Source organism: Endozoicomonas sp. ALC013 (assembly GCF_049310205.1).
In the GTDB taxonomy this organism is placed as follows: Bacteria; Pseudomonadota; Gammaproteobacteria; order Pseudomonadales; family Endozoicomonadaceae; genus Endozoicomonas.
Window position 1 is genome coordinate 20,844 of the sequence record NZ_JBLYNS010000029.1, and the last position, 20,002, is coordinate 40,845.

15 protein-coding genes are annotated in these 20,002 nt (G+C 48.9%); 7 read left to right on the top strand and 8 right to left on the bottom strand.

From position 1 onward, the window contains the following. Nucleotides 1-128 precede the first annotated feature (128 nt). Nucleotides 129-1,442: an RNA ligase family protein gene (locus ACO6V1_RS07980; protein ID WP_422466433.1), complete on the top strand. Its 1,314-nt coding sequence runs from the start codon at nt 129-131 to the stop codon at nt 1,440-1,442. Between the two features lie 13 nt (nt 1,443-1,455). Here the strand turns inward: ACO6V1_RS07980 and pncB are convergent, their stop codons facing one another. Together pncB and ACO6V1_RS07990 are read right to left on the bottom strand one after the other, a co-directional pair. Then, nucleotides 1,456-2,646: a nicotinate phosphoribosyltransferase gene (gene pncB / locus ACO6V1_RS07985; RefSeq protein WP_422466435.1), complete on the bottom strand. Its 1,191-nt coding sequence runs from the start codon at nt 2,644-2,646 to the stop codon at nt 1,456-1,458. A gap of 11 nt (nt 2,647-2,657) precedes the next feature. Continuing rightward, complete coding sequence (locus tag ACO6V1_RS07990; protein WP_209199741.1) at nt 2,658-3,371, bottom strand: isochorismatase family protein; 714 nt, start codon at nt 3,369-3,371, stop codon at nt 2,658-2,660. Nucleotides 3,372-3,426: 55 nt separating this feature from the next. Between ACO6V1_RS07990 and ACO6V1_RS07995 the strand changes: the two genes are divergently transcribed. From ACO6V1_RS07995 to ACO6V1_RS08005, 3 genes are all read left to right on the top strand, one after another. Beyond that, complete coding sequence (locus tag ACO6V1_RS07995; protein WP_422466437.1) at nt 3,427-4,191, top strand: NUDIX hydrolase; 765 nt, start codon at nt 3,427-3,429, stop codon at nt 4,189-4,191. Nucleotides 4,192-4,447: 256 nt separating this feature from the next. Then, a complete protein-coding gene (locus ACO6V1_RS08000; RefSeq protein WP_422466439.1) occupies nt 4,448-5,680 on the top strand; it encodes a hypothetical protein in 1,233 nt (410 codons plus the stop codon). 72 nt (nt 5,681-5,752) lie between these two features. Next, complete coding sequence (locus ACO6V1_RS08005) at nt 5,753-7,237, top strand: hypothetical protein (protein ID WP_422466441.1); 1,485 nt, start codon at nt 5,753-5,755, stop codon at nt 7,235-7,237. A 32-nt stretch (nt 7,238-7,269) separates the two neighbouring features. Here ACO6V1_RS08005 and cysS read toward each other — a convergent pair whose 3' ends face one another. Both cysS and ACO6V1_RS08015 read right to left on the bottom strand, forming a co-directional pair. After that, nucleotides 7,270-8,649: a cysteine--tRNA ligase gene (cysS, locus tag ACO6V1_RS08010; RefSeq protein WP_422449554.1), complete on the bottom strand. Its 1,380-nt coding sequence runs from the start codon at nt 8,647-8,649 to the stop codon at nt 7,270-7,272. 21 nt (nt 8,650-8,670) lie between these two features. Further along, nucleotides 8,671-10,344 carry a glutamine--tRNA ligase/YqeY domain fusion protein gene (locus ACO6V1_RS08015; protein WP_422466442.1) on the bottom strand — a complete coding sequence of 558 codons (1,674 nt, stop codon included), beginning with the start codon at nt 10,342-10,344 and terminating at the stop codon, nt 8,671-8,673. Between the two features lie 327 nt (nt 10,345-10,671). On the opposite strand from ACO6V1_RS08015, the gene ACO6V1_RS08020 reads away from it, so the two are divergent. Further along, the gene (locus tag ACO6V1_RS08020) at nt 10,672-11,181 is read left to right on the top strand and encodes a peptidylprolyl isomerase (protein WP_269675917.1); all 510 of its coding nucleotides are present in this window, start codon (nt 10,672-10,674) and stop codon (nt 11,179-11,181) included. Then, a complete protein-coding gene (locus ACO6V1_RS08025; RefSeq protein WP_422466444.1) occupies nt 11,181-11,912 on the top strand; it encodes a UDP-2,3-diacylglucosamine diphosphatase in 732 nt (243 codons plus the stop codon). Before ACO6V1_RS08020 ends, ACO6V1_RS08025 begins: the two co-directional genes overlap by 1 nt. Nucleotides 11,913-12,573: 661 nt before the next feature. On the opposite strand, the gene ACO6V1_RS08030 is transcribed toward ACO6V1_RS08025, so the two are convergent. From ACO6V1_RS08030 to ACO6V1_RS08045, 4 genes are all read right to left on the bottom strand, one after another. Beyond that, the gene (locus ACO6V1_RS08030) at nt 12,574-14,568 is read right to left on the bottom strand and encodes an ankyrin repeat domain-containing protein (protein ID WP_422448250.1); all 1,995 of its coding nucleotides are present in this window, start codon (nt 14,566-14,568) and stop codon (nt 12,574-12,576) included. A 212-nt stretch (nt 14,569-14,780) separates the two neighbouring features. Further along, entirely contained in the window at nt 14,781-17,036 is a 2,256-nt protein-coding gene (locus tag ACO6V1_RS08035; RefSeq protein WP_422466446.1) for an ankyrin repeat domain-containing protein, read from the bottom strand. A 181-nt stretch (nt 17,037-17,217) separates the two neighbouring features. After that, nucleotides 17,218-17,895, bottom strand: a complete 678-nt coding sequence (locus ACO6V1_RS08040) for a tRNA-(ms[2]io[6]A)-hydroxylase (protein ID WP_422448254.1) — start codon at nt 17,893-17,895, stop codon at nt 17,218-17,220. Nucleotides 17,896-18,103: 208 nt separating this feature from the next. Continuing rightward, nucleotides 18,104-18,775 (bottom strand): OmpW/AlkL family protein, encoded by a 672-nt coding sequence (locus ACO6V1_RS08045; protein ID WP_422448256.1) that lies wholly within the window; start codon nt 18,773-18,775, stop codon nt 18,104-18,106. Between the two features lie 269 nt (nt 18,776-19,044). Between ACO6V1_RS08045 and ACO6V1_RS08050 the strand changes: the two genes are divergently transcribed. Further along, entirely contained in the window at nt 19,045-19,905 is an 861-nt protein-coding gene (locus ACO6V1_RS08050; RefSeq protein ID WP_422448258.1) for a universal stress protein, read from the top strand. Nucleotides 19,906-20,002: the final 97 nt, after the last annotated feature.

Genomic DNA, 20,002 nt, shown 5'->3' on the forward strand with positions numbered 1-20,002 from the left:
CAAATTCCAACTCATATTTTCTAGACTTTCTTTCCAAAAAAAAGTTCAACACGTATCGATTGAAAGGCCTATGATTCCCTGAAACACTTGTTTTTTCCTGACAGTCATTATTTGACAGGTATTTAATAATGTTTACCCCATCAGCAATTTCACCACCAACAGCAACCACACCGACAAATCAATTATCGAATGAATGCTCAAGAGAGTTTGATAGCAGCAAAACACAAGCAGTCAAGCCAGAAACCCAAGTAAAGATCAATGAAGGGGCATATACGACAACACCTGAGAAAAAATGCCTTGATGATTATGGAATAACGGTAAATTATGAGGCCGAAGGAAGCCAGCTCGGTTTCAGGTATTTTAACTCGATAATCGGTTCCAGAACGGATCAGGAAAAACACAACCGATTCATGTCTGAATTGCGATCAATCAATGAAGTGGATGTGGATGCACTTAAATGTGTAGCAACAGAAAAGCACGATGGCATTAACACCACCATTAAAGTCGACAGGAATGGCAACGTTTGTTTATACAAAAGACTGACCAAGGTACATAACAAAAGTGATCCTTTGGCAGGGCTTATCGAGAAAAAGTACACTGAAGATATTTTTGCTGTTAATCGCTGGATGAATAAAAATAACATCGATACTGTCTTCCTCCGCTGTGAAATGGTGGGCTTTAATATTCAAAACAGACAGAATTACGGTTTGAGTCATCACTTGATTGCATTTGCCCTGGATATAGAGGGAGAACAACTCCCTTTCGATCAGTTCAGTCAGTTGTGGGATAAGGAAATTCGTCCTCCAAACATGCATAAGGTCAATGTGCTGGCAGAAGGAACATTCAAAGAACTCTGTAATTTCAAGGTTAATCATGTTCCCGGAACATCGGCTGCGATGCTTGCCAGTCAAGTGAATAACATCGAGATCATGCCTTCAGAACTGACTACGGATATTGAAGGGGTAGTGATTCAGCCCGAGCATGAATTATTGTATGTGCCCACTTTCAGGGATACGGAAGCCAGCAACGCCATTCAGGAAAAAAAGAGAAACAATGAGCCGCTACCCTGCTTTGTTGAGGGGACAGATACCAGACGACGCTTTTGTTATAAACTCCTGGCAGACTGGGTTGTCGGGGAAGCCGGGGCATCGTCTGCTGGCGGAAAAGTTGAAGATCAGGTGAGAAAGAAACTGGCTAACCAGTTACTTGACATTATTGAGCAGAGGGACCTGATTAAAGAACAGGGCACGCTGAATAATCGAAAGGAGTTGAGCCAGAAAATATCAATAGTTTTCGATATGGCAAGGGATGAGTTGATCAACACGCACCCGGGAAGCGAGGAGATCCTGGCGTGGGGAAAAATGAAAGGATACGTTAACAAAAGGCTGGTTGAACTGATAAAACAGGCCAACCCCCAGCTTTTTCCAGTCAAATCCCCATGACCGGCATGATTGGTCATGAGTATTCGTAATCTGACTGATAGCCAAACGTTTTCTTTAACCGCTCAATATAGTCCTTATCACGGCACAGTGTTTTACCCGGGCTGTCTGAGAGTTTGGCGACGGGAGCCCCATTCAGCTCGGTTAATTTCAGAACAATATTGGGCGCATTAAAGCCCATATCGTTGGTGAGATAGGTACCAATCCCAAAGCTGGCATTAATTTTGCCAGCGAACCATTGGTAAATAGCCAACGCTTTATCAAAGTTCAGCTTATCACTGAACACCAGGCTTTTGCTGCGCGGGTCAATGCCCAGTCGGCGATAATGATCAAGGGCCAACTCTCCCCAGACAAAAGGGTCACCGGAATCATGGCGCATCCCCTGGTAGGCGCTGGCCAGCTCAACATCAAAGTCCTTCAGAAACGCTGCCATGCTGATGGTATCCGTAAGCGCTATGCCGAGCTGACCTTGATACTCATCCAGCCATACCCTTAACGCATCTTTCTGACTGGTCCGCAGACTCTGACCGAGAACCTGATGGGACTGCAGCCACTCATGGGCCATGGTGCCTACCGGTTTCAAGCCAAGGGTTCTTGCCAGATTCAGGTTGCTGGTGCCCACAAAGTTATCTGGCAGGCGGTGCTTCAGGGTTTCCACGACGTGGTAATGCCAGTCCCTTGAAAACCGCCGACGCGTACCAAAATCGACCAGAGTAATACCACTATCGCCCGGAAGCTGGCTCAGCTTTTCATCAAGGCGACGCTGGCCTTGAGTAATTACATCATCCTGAGCTCCCTGACCATAAAAGCTATGACCATGAAGCTCACTGACGATTGCCAGCAGGAAAATTTCAAAGTGGGTAATTTCACTCCAGAGCCCCTCAATCACCAACGACAATTGACCACTGGTCTGTTCAATGGCAACCGCATGTGGGTCAAGCCGGAAACCCTCAAGATACTCGATAAAATCATCCGCAATAAACGGCAAAGTGGACAGCCACTCAAGTTCTTCCGAACCCAGGCGCAGCTCTCCCAGAAATTCACACTGCCTTTTCAGTTGCTTTTTTGACAGGGCTAACGGCTGGTCACTCCGGCAATGAAACTCCATGCGAGCCCAGGCATCCGGATAGCGATGCACCATGGACTGCTGCATGGTGTATTTATACAGGTCGGTGTCGAGGAGGGTTGGTATAATCGGGCTATCCATACTTCTTTCCTTCAGAGAGCGTCGGCATCACTGACCGCATCAGCAATGATCAGATCGCTGGCACTCTCTACCAAAATAACTCCGCCGGCATTCAGTTCGGCAATAGCATCAGCTACTGATGATTCAGCCAGGCCACGGGTGGCGGCAAGATTGACATACACCTGAAAACCAGCCCGCTGCAGTTGCAATGCCGTGGTTTTTACACAGAAATCAAGCGCCAGACCACCAACCAATACGGTGGTAATGCCTTTATTGGTTAAAAATTCGATAACTCCTGTACTCAACCGTTCTACCAGATCATGAAAACAGGCACCATAGGGATGAATATCCATCTCGACCCCCTTCCAGACAAAATAATCATAATCCGTCACGTCGGGAAGCCCACTCACCAGCTCAAACCCCTGTGTGCCGGGGACAGCATGTCGATTCCAGCGAAGATCAACATTTTTATGACCGGTTACCGGCGTCAACTGCGGATACTCTGCCCCAGCCACCCATACTGCATTGGCCGGATGCGCATCCTTGGAACCCACACGAACACCAGCCAGCCGGGCCTGGCGATTCAACTCGGCAGCGATATTATGACCATCCGGAACCGGTAGCTCATCTGGACACAACGGGGTGAAACAGTTCTGGGCATCCACATCAAAAGCAGCAATGGTCTCCCTCGACCCAATGGCATACATTATTTTCACCGTGACAAAAGGAATCTGGTTCACTAACATAGTGAATTATGTTCTCTAACCTGTCAACCAGAGTATCTGCCATCAGGATTTGTCCATGGGCCCCAAGCCGACCAAGAGCCTTCAGCCAATTAAAAGCCTTCAGCCAATTAAAAGCCTTCAGCCGATTAAAAGCCTCAAGACAATCAAGAGCCTGAACACGGCACTTATCTCTGTCGATCTGGTCGTATTTCAGCTCAGCGCCAACAACAGCCTCCAGGTACTTGTTCATCAGTTACCGGAAAATAAGTGCCCCCAGCTCCCGGCAGGCAGAATAGAGCCTGAATTTGATCACTGCCTTGAAGATACGGCAAAACGACAACTGAGCCGACTGACGTCAGAACCTGCCACCTATTTCGAGCAGGTCGTCACCATTGGCGATAACCAGAGAGACTCCAGGGGCTGGTCATTAACCGTCGTTTACTACGCACTCCTTCGTCCGGGTAATGAACAGTCATTACAGGCCCAGGCGGCATGGGTTGATGTTGTGAATGATCAACCAGTAACCAGATTGGCCTATGATCATAACCAACTGGTTATGGAAGCGCTGGACAGACTGAAAAATAAAATACAGTACAGTGCGCTGCCTGTTTTTCTGCTTCCAACAGAGTTCACGTTATCCGATATTCAAAATGTCTTTTCTGTTATTCTTGGCAAAGCCCCACCCATGCGCTCGATCCGCAACCGTTTCCTGAATTACAATCTGCTTGAGGATACCGGCAAAAAGCGCTATGGAAGCAACCGGCCCGCTACGCTTTACCAGACAAACCGACAGTCAGAAAACTGGTTATTTGACAGGCTCTATTTAACAACTAAAGTTTGAAAAATCTTCTGGTGAGAATTCATATTATATCCGGATTGTCACACATTAACCCCTGCAAATTGATTAGTAAAATTGATTAACAGCTACAAGATTAACAGCTACAAAAGTGCACTAAATGACAAGTGGCAGGAATAATAATGAAATATTGAATCATCTTTCTATTAATTTACTCAGATAAAGCCTTCCCCTGTGAATGTGCTATCCATTAAAAAGTAATTTTAATCGTCCACTTACTCCAAGAGAGCAATTTTCAAAGATGCATGTTAATTCGCTTCGATCTGGTACAGATACTAACAATATCATCATACAACCAACAGCAAATAACCCATTACTGGTAAAACCAGTAACAATATGGCGGCAGAGAGAAGTTGCCCTGCCAGACCAGCCAACGCAACAAAAAGTTCATTATTCACAGGCGCTCAACCCACCTCCTCAAACGGTTTTTTACCCGGTACCGCTACCAGTTGCAGCAGCACCACTACCAACGGTACCCGCACAGAGTGACACCTACCCCATTGCCGTTGTGTCAACACGCCGAAGAATTCCTGCTTTTATCCCCGCGCAAGAGCCAGGGCTTTACCTTTGTCGACCAACCTTCTGCGCTCCTCCCCCCACTTTTAGTCCATTCCAGGCCAGCCTGACGCCCTGCTACATCCCCCAACCGGCCTGCCCAGACACTGCAATTCAATTTTTGCCCCGGTTTCCGGCAGGATCAGCAGGAATAACACCAGCAAAAGCATCTGAAGCCCCGGAAGTCATGGAACTCATTACCGAAAACCGGGGAAGATACTTCACTTCAACCATTGACGACATTGCCTGCCATCGAAGAGCTGGTACTGGCAATATACAACTGGGGATTTTTAATCTGAAGGTTGGCCTGCGCTTTCCATTAGATCTAATGGCCAGCGATATGATCTCGTCACCAATACAGGGAAAGCTATGCTTCTCATCATGGAAGGCTCTGACCCAATACTTATCCAGACAACCCGCCGGCTGCTTTTATACTAAAGACCAGCAAAGAGAGCCCATCAGCAGAATCCCTATTTTCCTGAAATGTGATGAAATGAAATCATCTTCATCTACTCAGCTGGCAATCTCTCAGGAGACCATTGACCCATTGGAGGCAGAGCAGGAAATACCAAAAATTATCGATCACCTGAAATCCCTGAATGAGAAAAGAGTCACTGCCAGAATAGTATTCTTTGACTCCAAACAAGTTGGCGGAATAGCTTGCCATAGAGACCCGACAACAGGCTATCTTGCCTATTTTATGTTTAACACACCTACAGTGTATACGTCACTGTCAGTATCATCGCTCAGGGGGCTGTTTTGCGAACTGGAAGCTACCATAGAGCATTCCATGAATGACAGTGAGTTATCAGATTATATTGAATCTTTGGGTGTAGGCTGCTTTCTTAGACGAGGCATTCGCAGAAGGGGGAGCATAGAGTTATTTTCTCACACTGTTAGTTTTCTATCAGATGATTAGTCCGGGAGATAATAAGACATCACGCTTCTTAATCCAGCTATTTAACAATTTAATCAGGCAAAGTGACTCACAATGAACAACAATCCATACACAACAAACGCCACTGCACAAGGATACCCCAGATACGGTGTGCCAGTACCAGCTCAACTGGCTTCTCCTTATCGACAGCCCTCCTTTACAGGAATGCCCCATTGGCAGGGACGAAATATAAGTCACACAGCTCATCTGGCACAGCGACTTCAACTCCCATACTTTACAGGTCAACAGGGGCAGATGTTCACCTCATATTTAAACCCGGATTTCACCGGTCCTGGCAGCACCAGCATTGCCGATGTGCAACCGCGCATGCGACAAAGGAAAAAGTCGGCACCCGTACATGTCCCAACACCCCATACTTCAGAACATACCCCCAAATCTACAGCAACAGGCAATCCGAATCGGCCCCACCCCAGAAAATCTGAGCACTGCCCCGACGATGGAAAAAGACACACTGATAGTTTTTCTCAAACACCATCCGCCAATGGGATTAATGAATCAGCTGAAAGTGCTGAAGCATCGTTATCAGAAGACAACGGAATGTTACCCGGAGCATTCGCTGGCAGCTCAATCAATCCTTATTCCAGCCTGCAAAATAATGCCCATGTACAAGTGCTTATGGCCGAATTATGGGCAGCCACCCTCAACTATGAAAATACTTTTGGGATCCCCCCCTCTAACACCTTGCTGGCAAGAGCTTTTCATTTATTTTTACAGCAAAACCAAAATCATAAGACACCCTTGCTGCCTACTCCGACCACTTTCAATCAGCCAACCGTGAACTGGATGCCTTCCCACAGCCAGCAGTGCCTTGATGTAATAGAATGTTTAAACCTTTATCGAAACCAACGCATATATGGCGATATCATTCATGTTACAGACCATAAATCCGCTGGTCTTGGCAGAGCTTACATCTACCCACTACACATTAAATTCCGCATTTGGTTCCCTGAGGCGTTTAAAGCACTGCCCAACCAACAAATCAAGGCAATGAAGTTAGAAGGGAATCTGAAATTTAATCAGAGCGAAGTGGCAGCGTATGTCAAAAAACATTCTGAAGGAGCTTTTTATGACCTACGGCTTCAGAATGTAAAGCATGCAAAAGAAATTCCCATCTATTTGATAGCTACCGCCTTGATTGATGAAGCCAGTAGAAGAATTACACCTGAATCCCAACAGGTGCTGACTCATATTAAATCGCTTTTCGGACAGCCAATCACTGCAGATATCCTGATATTTTTTAGCAAGCACCAGGGAGGTATTGCCTGCCATTATGATGAAGCAAGTGGCATCAGTACCCGCTTCCTTTTCAGACTGCCTGATCAAGAATTCAAGAGTGTCCCGATCGCAGAATTGTCGAATAAATACCGTAAATTGCAGGCAAAAATAAAACCAATCAATGATGAAAAATTAAAAAGCTATGTTTTTGGCTTTGGGGCTGAAGCCTTTATGAGAGACTTTAATATAAATAAAATAAAACTGCGCTCCAGCGAGGTTTCTCTCCTTCCGAAAGAGGACTGACAGCAAAAAGCCGCCAGCCGTATAAAATGACTTTAACGCTCAATCCGCCATGTTGTACCTTCTCTGCTGTCCTGAAGAATAACTCCCCGGGCAGCAAGTTCATCACGGATACGATCTGCTTCAGCAAAATCACGATGTCTTTTGGCATTGTTGCGTTGCTCAATCATGCTTTCAATCATGGCTTCATCCACATCCGCACCGGCTTTCAGAAACACTTCCGGGTCCCGCTGCAGAATACCCAGAACCCCACCAAGCTTAACCAGCAGGGCAGCCAGTGGCAGAGCGGCAGATTCGTCCTGACTGCGCACGGTATTGAGGTGACGCACCAGCTCAAACAATACGGCAAGCCCTTCTGCGGTATTGAAGTCATCGTCCATAACCTTGAAGAACCGCTGCTCGAACTCATTATTTTCTGCTGCGGACACCCCTTCCAGGTCAAGCCCTTGTAACGCGGTGTATAGACGCTCAAGGCGTACACCCGCCTCTTTCAGGCTATCTTCGGAATAGTTGATCGGGCTGCGGTAGTGGCTGGAGATCATAAAGTAGCGAACCACTTCTTCATCGTACTTATCCAGCACTTCCCGGATGGTAAAGAAGTTACCAAGGCTCTTGGACATCTTCACATTATCGATGCGGATTGCGCCAGAGTGCATCCAGGTATTCACAAACCTGGCGTCGTTACACGCTTCGCTCTGGGCAATCTCATTCTCATGATGAGGGAACTTCAGATCTGAACCGCCACCATGAATATCGAAGGTATCGCCCAGACAGCATTTACCCATAACAGAGCACTCAATATGCCAGCCCGGACGCCCCTCACCCCAGGGTGATGACCAGCTGGGCTCACCGGGCTTGGCTGCTTTCCATAGAACAAAATCCAGCGGATCTTCTTTTTGCTCTTCCACCTCAATTCGGGCACCCGCTTCCAGCTCTTCAAGCACCTTGCCGGACAGCTTGCCATAATCCGCAAACTTATGAACGCGGTAATAGACATCCCCATTACCCGGTGCGTAGGCAAACCCCTTACCGATCAGCTGCTCGATCATTGCCACCATGCCCGGTACAAATTCGGTGGCCTTGGGCTCCTGGTCTGGTGGCAGGTTACCCAATCGCTGGAAGTCTTCCTGCATGGCGGCGATCATACGACCGGTCAGGGCCATAAAATCCTCACCATTTTCGGCCGCCCGGCGAATAATCTTGTCATCCACATCCGTAATATTGCGAACATAGGTCAGATCATAACCACGGGCACGGAGATAACGTGCCACCACATCAAACGCCGTTACCGTACGGGCGTGGCCAATATGACAGTAGTCGTAGACCGTCATACCACAGACGTACATGCGCACGTGATTGCCATCCAGCGGGGTAAACGGCTCTTTCTTGCGGGTCAGGCTGTTATAAATCTGCAGCACTTTATCGGTATCCTTTCTTCAAGCCTTAATGGCCCAGGTATCTTTCAAACCAATGGTCAGGTTAAACACCGGGTTTTCGGCGCAGTGGTCACGCCGGTCTGCAACAAAGTAACCTTCACGCTCAAACTGGAAGGACTGTTCCGGTGCCGCATTGACCAGCGATGGCTCAACCCACGCCTGAGTCACCTTCAGGGAGTCCGGATTCACATGACTCAGAAAGTCCTCTTCACCACGATCCGGTGCCGGATGGCTGAACAGACGATCATAAATTCTCAATTCAGCCTGTTGCCCTTGAGTCGCCGAAACCCAGTGAATAACGCCACGAGGACGAATACCTGCCGGTGGATCTTCCCCTACCGTACCCGGCACATAAGAGGCATGAACTTCAACAATATTGCCACTCTCATCACGGATCACTGCTTCTGCCTTAATGACATAGGCACTTCTGAGACGAACATAATCACCAATCACCAGACGCTTGAACTTTTTGCGGGATAAGGTGGTATCTTCAGTGAAGTCTTCCTGATCGATATAGATTTCCCGGGTAAACGGCAGGGTTCTCTGCCCCAGCTCCGGACGATTTGGATGTGCTGCCGCCGCCATCTCCTGCACCTCGCCTTCCGGCAGGTTCTGAATCACCAGCTTCAAAGGCGAGAGTACCGCCATGGCTCGGGCGGCATTGGTGTTCAGGTCATCACGAATGGCATGTTCCAGCATGGACACATCAGCGGTGCCATCGGATCGGCTTACACCCACCATCTCGGAAAAGCGGCGGATGGAAGTCGGGGTATAACCACGACGACGCATACCGGAGATGGTTGGCATTCGGGGATCGTCCCAACCATTCACCACACCTTCATCCACCAGCTTCTTCAACTTGCGCTTGGAAGTCACCGTGTAATTCAGGTTGGTACGGGCAAACTCATATTGTCGGGGCCTGGCCGGAACCGGCAGGTTATCCAGGAACCATTCATAGAGAGGACGGTGATCCTGGAACTCCAGGGTGCAGATAGAGTGGGTAATATGCTCAATGGCATCTTCCTGGCCATGGGCAAAGTCATAGCTGGGGTAAATGCACCACTTGTCGCCGGTCTGATGGTGAGGCACCTTGCGAATCCGATAGAGAACCGGGTCCCGCATGTTCATATTGGGGCTCTGCATATCGATTTTGGCCCGCAGGGATGCCTTGCCTTCTTCGTAGTCACCGGCCCGCATTTTGGCAAATTCAGCCAGGTTTTCTTCGACAGACTTGTTTCTGTCCGGGCTCTCCACACCGGGCTTATTGAAATCACCCCGGTTAACGCGCATGGCTTCAGCGTCCTGATGGTCCACGTAGGCCTTGCCTTCACGAATCAGGTGCAGAGCCCAATCATAAAACTGGTCAAAATAGCTGGAGGCATAACGAACTTCACCGGACCACTGAAAGCCCAGCCAGCGGATATCTTCCTGAATGGCATCCACATAGACCTGTTCTTCTTTCTCCGGGTTGGTATCGTCAAAACGGAGGTTGCACTCACCCTGGTACTTTTCTGCCAGGCCAAAGTTCAGACATATAGCAGTAGCGTGGCCAACGTGGAGAAAACCATTCGGCTCTGGAGGAAAGCGGGTCTGAATATGGCTGACCCGGCCTTCTGCCAAGTCTTTTTCAATAATCTGTTCCAGAAAGTTTCTGGCTTTTTCGGTAGCAGTCATTGTCACTGATGCATCTATGAGAGGTTACTGGCGAACAGAGTTTAGACACCTGCGCCATAATCGGCTGAGACTACCATATCTGCCAATGCTGGAAAATAACTCATTATCCTGCCAGGAGAATTTACCAGGTATGGCGTCACTTTTTACCGACAGATACCTTAACAGACAATAATAGATCGTATTGACTATCAGTATTCGGCCCCCGGTTTAACGAATAGGTTTTACACGGGTACGAGAAACACCTAGAATCCCTGGTTTTCCTGACGCTCCCAGAGTCTGTGGACGTTATGTAACAGACGTTATTTAACAAGAGTGGTGACCCACATGATGGTCGTATTACACACCAATTTCGGTGATATCAAACTGGACCTGGATGCTGAAAAAGCACCAAAAACCGTTGCCAATTTCATTGAGTATGCGAATAGCGGCCATTTTAATGGCACCATTTTCCACCGTGTTATCGATGGTTTTATGATCCAGGGCGGCGGCTTTGAGCCCGGCATGGTGCAAAAATCAACCAGGATGCCCATCGACAATGAGGCCGATAACGGCCTGAAGAATGAAACCGGGACGATTGCCATGGCCAGAACCATGGACCCGCACTCGGCATCTGCCCAGTTCTTTATTAATGTCAAAGACAACCACTTCCTTAACCACAGCGGCAAAACCAGTGATGGCTGGGGTTACTGTGTCTTCGGCAAAGTGACTGAAGGCATGGATATCGTCAACAAGATCAAAGGGGTGAAAACCACTTTCCGTGCTGGCCACCAGGATGTTCCGGTAGAAGACGTGGTGATTGAGTCCGCTGAAGTGCTTGAGAACGTGGAAACCGCCTGATGAGGGCGCTGTTTATTTCAGACCTTCACCTGACACCAGAGTGCCCGGCGGTTGCCCGGGCGTTCTGCCATTATCTGGCTGATCGGGCCCCGCAGGCTGATGCCCTCTATATTCTGGGTGACTTCTTTGAATATTGGGTCGGGGATGATGCCATGGATGACTTTCAACACGATATTGCCCAGCGACTCAGACAGTATACCAACAGCGGCAAGGCCCTGTACCTGATGCCCGGCAACCGGGATTTTGCCATCGGGAAAAGCTTCCTGCAGGCCACCGGCGCACAGTGGCTGAAAGACCCGACACTGATCACGATTAATAACCAGAAAATTCTGCTGATGCACGGTGACTCACTCTGCACTGAAGACAAGCAGTACCAGCGCTACCGAAAAATCATCCGTAATCCCCTGGTGATGGCTTTACTGCGTATGACTCCCTTGTCTTACCGCAAGAATCTGGGCCGCAGAATCCGGCAAAAAAGCAAAGCGGCCAAAATCGGAAAAGCGCTGGACATTATGGATGTTACGCGATCCGAAGTTGTTGAGGCGATGGAAAGGTTCGAGGTAGATACCTTGATCCACGGTCATACCCACCGCCCGGACATCCATGAAGTCGCGTTGAAACATGGGATTGGCAAACGCTATGTATTGGGTGACTGGACGAATAAGGGCTGGGAGATTGAACTGGACAGTAATGGTATAACGCTGGATGCTTTCCCGATAAAACATCCATGATCTGCGAGTAAAAATTTTACTGCGCCCGATGCCCTGGAATCCGCATGAAAACAATAATTTTTTTTCAAAAATTGAATAAATGCCCCTCTGATATTGTCATAAGAAATAATCTTACATTAATTAAGAGGATTTGATCATGTTTTCCAGTCACATCACCAATACTCCTGCGAGACAGCAAGGTAATTCCCAAGAGCCCCGGTCCTTAGAATCAACAACGGCTGTCAAGGCATTTAAGTTCGCTGCGTATAGTACTGTGGCGTATAGTTGTGGTTGCTTGACTGCCTTGGCGATCGATAGGGTCCAATCACACTTCAACCAGCCTGCCGCAGATTTTTTAGACCAACACTACTTTGCTAACGATACTCGTCAATGGATCAATTATCAGCAACTACGTGGCGAACATCAAACTCTGTCTTTCTTTGCCCAGGCAGTGATTTCAGGATCCATCACAATGGCTACCCATGTGTTTATGAACATAATGCTTCCCGCTCAAACGTCAGCTCCAACCCACCCCCTCTAATACTGAAAACCAGCCTGCGCAGAGTCAATCCGCTGCAAGACTTATCATCGCAAATAAACGCTCAGGTATAGTCTGACGAAAAACCAGGTACCACTGTGACATCGGATGTCACTCATTTTTGACTTATCGATGGAAAACGCCCTAAGGTTTTCGGCGGAGACTACTGGTCACATTAAATTGCTGCAGATATTGAACAACATCCAGATGACCCATTTTCTCAGCAATGGAAAGTACATCCGTATTATTGGCAGGGTTTGAGTAGCGAATGTCGGCACCCTGTTGATGCAGATACATGACGGTATCCAGATGACCATAATCTGATGCAGTCCAGATCGCGCTGCCAAAGTTCCGGCTTTCCACATTAACGTCAGCCCCCAGTTCAACAAGATACTTCACCACATCAACATGCCCACCTTGGCACGCCTTCCAGAGCAGTTCAGAGATGTCAGGCTTGGGCGCAGTACTGAAATGGGTCTCGAATGCGCTGAGCAGATACTTTACCGCTTTCAGGTGGCCTTGACTTGACGCATGAATGAGCGCCGATGAAACGTGTGACGGTTTGATAAGCTGCTGTATGGTGTACTCTTCAAACAGGTATTCCAGTACGTGGCAGTGACCTCCCAGGGCGGCGACAAAAAGCAAAGAATCCGCATCAATTGCTGCGGATTTATGAACCAGAAGCATGACCAGCTCAAGGTGCCCCTTCGATGCAGCCTCAACAACAGGCGTATCGAGCGTGACGTTGGCGTTGATATCTGCGCCTTTTTCCAGCAGGAGTTTGACCAGTTCAAAGTGCCCGCCGGCGCAGGCCTGACACAACGGAGTTTGCTGGCCTGAGCAATTGGCTTCAATGTCTGCCCCCCTGTCAAGTAGCCACGTTACAGCTTCAATTGAGCCACTGCGGGCCGCAGCAGAGATCGGGGAATCGTAACCCGCCCCATTAACGTTGATGGCTGCCCTGCTGGCAATGTAATTCATCATCACCACCTTGCCACCCTCAGCCGCTTGCCGGAACAGAGTGGCGCTGAGGTGGGGAGTGTCAAGATTCAGATTCAGGTGCCTAAGCAGGAACCTCAACAGTTGCACATTACCAGAATGGGCCGCTGCCTCAAGAGGGTGCGGGTTTGTCTGGGAGTATGTGTTACCGCATCCGGCGTTGATATCCGCCCCCTGATCAAGCAGATATTTGACCATTGGCAGATTGCCGCTGCGACAGGCAGCCCAGATCAAGGTTTTACTGCCGGTTTCGCCATGGCTATTGTTTGCACCTCGTTCGAGCAGTAACTTGACCTGCTCGAAATGGCCATTGATTGCCGCAACATGAACCGGGGTACGATGACCGGTACTGTGGTTATCAATGTGCTCGCCGAGATTGAGCAGATACTCGATTAGATTGGTCGATCCCATTCTGGCCGATTGGTAAATCAGAGCATCCATGCCCCGGCAACCGACTTGCAACCGGGCACCGTTCTCTTTCAGAAACTTCACCACATCCTGATGGCCTGCATGAATGGCCCAGTACAGTGGAGAGATAAAACCTGTGGTACTGCCAGCCTGAATGTCTGCATTATATTCCAGCAGAACCTTGACTATCTCCAGATGCCCTGAAACGGCCGCCATCACAAGAGGTCCATAAAGAGAACCCTTTGCGTCAGGGAGTGCCCCCTTAGCCAGCAGAAGTTTTACCACTTCAAGCTTGCCAGCCCCGACTGCCAGCCAGAGTGGGGTGCACTGAGCCCCCATCTTAATAGTCCTGCCCAGACGGGCTATAACATAAGGGGACGTCCCGTGAATGCTGACCGGTTGTTGATCCAATGTTGCAATCTGCTCGGAGAGGTCGCCATTAACATCGGCACCCCGTTGCAGCAATCCTGAAATGGCGAGGATTTTTCCATTCAGGATTCCAGAGACAAATTGTCTTTGCCAGTTGTCCGGCAAGGCGCGTGGGTTATGATTCCATGATGGTGCAATGGCTCTTTTCGTCAGGGAAGTGACGGGGACAGCGCGATTGCAGGCAGGCGCTTTTGGCAAGGCAGGAAAAACAGGGGCTGACGACTTATCCCTGGCACCAGGGCCAGAGAGCGTTGTACCGGCGAATGTGCTCTGGCTATCAGGACTGGAAACTGCACTATACATTTTGTCATTCCAATTCAGATTTCGAGAACCCTGTTGGACAATTATTTCCCTTTTTTTATCCGCCAGACGTTTATTTAACAACAAAGACAGCCAGAGATTTTAAAACCACGACAATGTAGAGCCGGTTTATCAAGTTTTATGCACAGTGGTCACAGCGGCGAAGACTCTGCTACCAATATTCTCAGACAGGCACCCCGCTGTGAAATCGGATTTCACTCATTTTTTGACTCATCAAGGAAAAGTGCTCCCCGGGTTTCCGACAAAGACTGCTGGTCATTGGGAGAAAAATGATTAAGCTGCTGCAGGTATTGAGCAACATCCTGATGACCCATTTGCTCCGCTATGGAAAGTACATCCGTATTGTTGGCAGGGTTTGAGTAGTGAATGTCGGCACCCTGTTGATGCAAGTACATGACGGTATCCAGATGACCATACTTTGATGCAGTCCAAACCGCGCTGCCAAAGTTCTGGCTTTCCACATTCACGTTAGCCCCCAGCCCAGCAAGATACTTCACCACATCAACATGCCCACTTTGGGCCGCCATCCAGAGCGGTTTAGAGATGTCAGGCTTGGGGGCAGTACTGAAATGGGTCTCGAATGCGCGGAGCAGGTACTTTACTGCGTTCAGGTGGCCATAAAAAGACGCTTGAATGAGTGCCCCTGAAAAGTGTGACAGTTCGATACGCTGCAGTATTGTGTTCTCTTCAAACAGGTATTCCAGTATGGGGCAGTTACCTCCCAGGGCGGCACCAAAAAGCAAAGAACCTGCATCAATTGCTGCGGATTTATGAACCAGACGCTTGACCAGCTCAAGGTGCCCATTAAATGCAGCCCCAAAGATAGGCGAGTGGAGACTTTCGTCAGCAATAACATTAGCATTAACCTCTGCGCCTTTATCCAGCAGGTATTCCACCATCTCCACAAGCCCCTTCTGCGCTGCTATATAGATAGGGGTACGAAAACCTGAAGCATCGGCATTGACGCTGACGCCCCTGTCAAGCAGGTATGCCACGGTATCAATACTGCCAGCTCTGGCCGCAAAATAGATTGGCGAATCCAACCCTGTATTGCCGTCAAGTCTTGCGCCCTTGCTGACCAGGAATTTGACCAGTTTAAAGTGCCCCCGGGCGCAAGCCTGACACAGTGGAGCTTGTGGGCCTGAGCAGTTGGCCTCAATGTTTGCACCCTTTTCAAGTAGCCACTTCACCGCTTCGATAGAGCCACTGCGAGCCGCTGCTGAGATCGGGGAATCGCAACCCGTTTCATTAATGTTGATAGTTGCCCTGTTGGCAATGTAATCCATCATCACCACTTTGTCTCCCTCAGCAGCGTGGCGGAACAGAGTAGCGCTGAGGTCGGGGGTGTTGATAGTCAGATTCTGATGCTCCAGCAAGTACGCCAACAGTTGGCAATTGCCAGAATGAGCAGCAGCCTCAATGGGGTGGGGTTCTGTCCAGGGGTAGGTATTACCGCCGCCAGCGTTGATGTCCGCCCCCTGATCAAGCAGATATTTGACCATTTGGAGGTTGCCGCTGTAACAGGCAGCCCAGATCAAGGTTTTGCCACCGGTTTCGCCATGGCTATTGTTGGCACCTCGCTCAAGCAGTAACTTGACCGGCTCAAAATGGCCATTGATTGCCGCAGCATAAACCGGGGTATGCTGACCGATACTGTGGTTATCAATGTCCTCGCCGAGATTGAGCAGATACTCTATTAAATTGGTCGATCCCCTTCTGGCTGATTCGTGAATCAGAGCATCCATGCCCGGGCAACCAACTTGCAAATGGGCACCGTTCATTTCCAGAAACTCCACCACATCCTGATGGCCAGCATGAACGGCCCAGTACAGTGGAGAATTAACACCTGTGGTACTGCCAGCTTGTATGTCTGCCTTATATTCCAGCAGGACCCTGACTATATCCAGATGCCCTGCAACGGCTGCCATCTCAAGAGGTGCAAAGCGATAGTCCCTGGCGTCAGGGAGTGCCCCCTTAGACAACAGAAGTTCTACCACTTCAAGCTTGCCAGCCCCGGCTGCCAGCCAGAGCGGGGTGCACAGAGCCCCCAGTCCGGCAGTCTTGCCCAGGCGGACTGTAACAGAGGGGGGCGTCCCATGAATGTTGACAGGTTGTTGAGCCAATTTTGCAATCTGGCTGGAGAGGTCGCTATTAACATCTGCACCTTGTTGAAGCAATCCTGAAATGGCCTCGATTTCTCCATTCAGGATTCCAGAGACAAATTGCCATTGCCAGTTTTCCGGCAAGGGGAGTGGGTTATGATGCCCTGATGGTGCGATGGTTCTTTCCGTCAGGGCAGCGGCGGGGACAGGGCTGTTGTGAGCAAGGGAAGTTTCTTTTGGCAAGGCAGGAAGAACAAGGGCTAACGACTTATCCGTGGCATCAGGGCCAGAGGGAGTTGTACCGGCGAAAGTGCTCTGGCTATCAGGACTGGAAACTGCACTATACATTTTGTAATTCCAATTCAGTTTTCGATAGCCCTGTTGGACATTTATTTCCCTTTTTTTATCCCCCGTACGTTTATTTACAAGCAAAGACGGCTAGAGATTTTAAAACCACGACAATGCAGAGCCGGTCTATCACGTTTTACGGACAGTCGTCACAGCGGCGAAGCCCCTGGCACCAATATTCTCAGACAGGCACACCACTGTGAAAACGGAATAGTTTGTCCGGAGACTCAATGGCATCCTGTTCAATCCCGGCGAATATCGCCACCCGGTCAGCCACTGACCCGCCATTAATGGCCTCTGCCAATGCCAGATAGTCCTGAAAATGTCGACTTTCAGACTTCAATAATGACTGATAAAACTTCTTCAATTCATCGTCCAGCCATGGCGAGAGTGCCGCAAAACGCTCACAGGAACGGGCTTCAATAAACGCCCCCATCACCAGGGTATCGACCAGCCTGAATGGTTCAAACGTTCTGATGGCAGCACTTAACTGCCCCGCATAGCGACCGGCTCCAAGGTGAACATAGGGAATATCCCTGCGTGCCATAATGGCCAGAACCTGCTCATAGTGCCGCAACTCTTCACGGGCCAGTCTGGACATTTTGTTCAGCAGGCTTAACTGATCTTCTATTCTGAGTTGCAGCCCACCTTTCTGCTGTTCACAGCGACCGTTACCCCGGCCGAACGTCCCGGTGCGATAACGGCTCATAATCGCCATCGCTGATTGAGCGGCCTTCAGTTCATTATTGGCATGATCAACCAGAATCACCGCAAGATTCTCTGGTTTGCGCGCTTCATCAATCCATGCCTCAGGGGTTGGACAGGGTAAGAATTCAAGAATGGGCGAAATATTGGTCATAACTGGCTCACCTGGCTGAGCCAGCATGGTAACACGAGCGACAGGAGGGCGTTAAAGTGAGGCATCAATGTCTTTTTCTTATGAAGCAGGAGATCAAGCAGACCCATAAAGCACGCTGAAGCTACAAAGGTCAGATTCACCAATGCGCAGAATAAAAAACGCTGTCAGACAACTGACAGCTTTTTTTATTCAACTTATTGCCATGGCTTTAGAAACGGTATGCTACACCGGCCATATATACCCAGGGATCCAGAGATACATCAATTTTGTAATCATTTGAGCCATCTGTGAAAGTACCCGTTGTATCTATGTCCATATACCAGACGGCAGCATTCACACTCCAGTTATCAGCAACCTGGTAATCAAAACCGACCTGAGCCGCCAGACCAAGGGAGTCATCCAGCTTCAGATTCCGAAAACCAGCATTCGAACCAGCACCAACAAACTTTTCACTGAAAAAGATAGTGTAATTCAAGCCCGCGCCAAAATAGGGCTGGAACGCTGACGCATTACCCATTGGATAATACTGAACACTCAAAGTAGGTGGTAAGTGCTTTACTTCAGCGAAATCACCAAGACCAGAAAGCCCACCCTTACCCTGCAACTTGTGTGAGAATGGAGTAGCTGCAAGCAACTCAATACCGAAATTATCCTGAATCATATAAGTCAATGATAATCCCAGTTGAGTCTCATTATTGACATCCACTTTTGAGTCAGGCTGTTCGACCCCTGCTACATACAGATTTCCACTATCCACATCAGGATTTACACTGGCCAGACCACCACGAACAATAAAGTCACCAGCCTCATAGGCCTGTGCGGCACCAGATAGCAATACAGTTGCACTGATAATAGCGAGAGAAAGCGATTTGATTTTCATTCCTTACCTTTTTTGTTATTTATCAACCGGAAATGTAATATGCTGTTATTATATAAAGTTCGCCAGCACATTTATTGACCCAGATCAATTCTTCAAAAAACACAACGGTTTCCATAAGATCTCTTTTATAAATACAAATATTCATGGAATAACATTCCACATACTCCTAACTGCACAGCATTTTATTGACCCAGATCATAAAAACATCAGTTCCGCTCATGCATGATGGAACTATAACAAGCAGAATATTCAGCAAGAGAGGAAACATTATGCGTGGAATTACCAAGGTTCTGGCCGTTGTTGATACCAGAAAGGAACAGCAGCTTGCCCTTGAACGGGCCAGCCAGATCTGCCGGGTAACCGGTGCTGCCCTGCATATTCTTGCGCCAAACCCCAGGGCCGATGGTGAATCAATGGTTCGCCTGGAAGCACTGGCTGAGCCACTGATGTCTGAGGGTCAGGAGGTTTATCTGCATGAAACATGGAATGGCTCTGTTATTGAAACCATTATCCATGTGCGTCAGATGGAACGCTGCCACCTGGTAGTCAAAGATGCCAAGTTAATCACCGCCCTCAAGAAAGCCTTCTCTACGCCTGAAGACTGGAGCCTCCTCCGCCGCTGCCGGGTTCCTGTACTGCTGGTGCAGGATAATAGTGACTGGACTAAAGGCAAAATCCTCGCGGCCATTAACGCCGACCCGAGAGACCATTATCACAGCATTCTTAACCAGGCGATCCTGCAATATGCGACGGACATCGCCAGTGAGTTCTCATCAGAGCTGCATCTGGCCACCGCTTACCCGACAACGATGCTGGCGATTCAGGATCACGGTGATGGACGGACTGACAAGGACTACTACGAAAAGCATTGTCAGGAATATGCCCGGGAGTTCAATCTCAATGAAGACTATTTCCATATTGAACCCGGTCCAACCGAGACCATGATCCCCGCGCTGCTGCAAGACATTGATGCCAAACTTCTGATTCTTGGCACTCACGCAAGAACCGGCATCAGCGCCCTGGCTATTGGCAATACCGCCGAACAGCTGATCTCCGAGGTCAAAACCGATATTCTGGTACTGCAGCCAAAACATCACATGATCCCACTGGAGCGCGAACTGGGTAAATAAGCCGACACCATAGCTGCCAGCCCCCATCCTGGCAGCCACTTCAAAATAATTCAGTCACGAAACCGGATAAAGCGGCTAAAAACTTCTATATTGACCT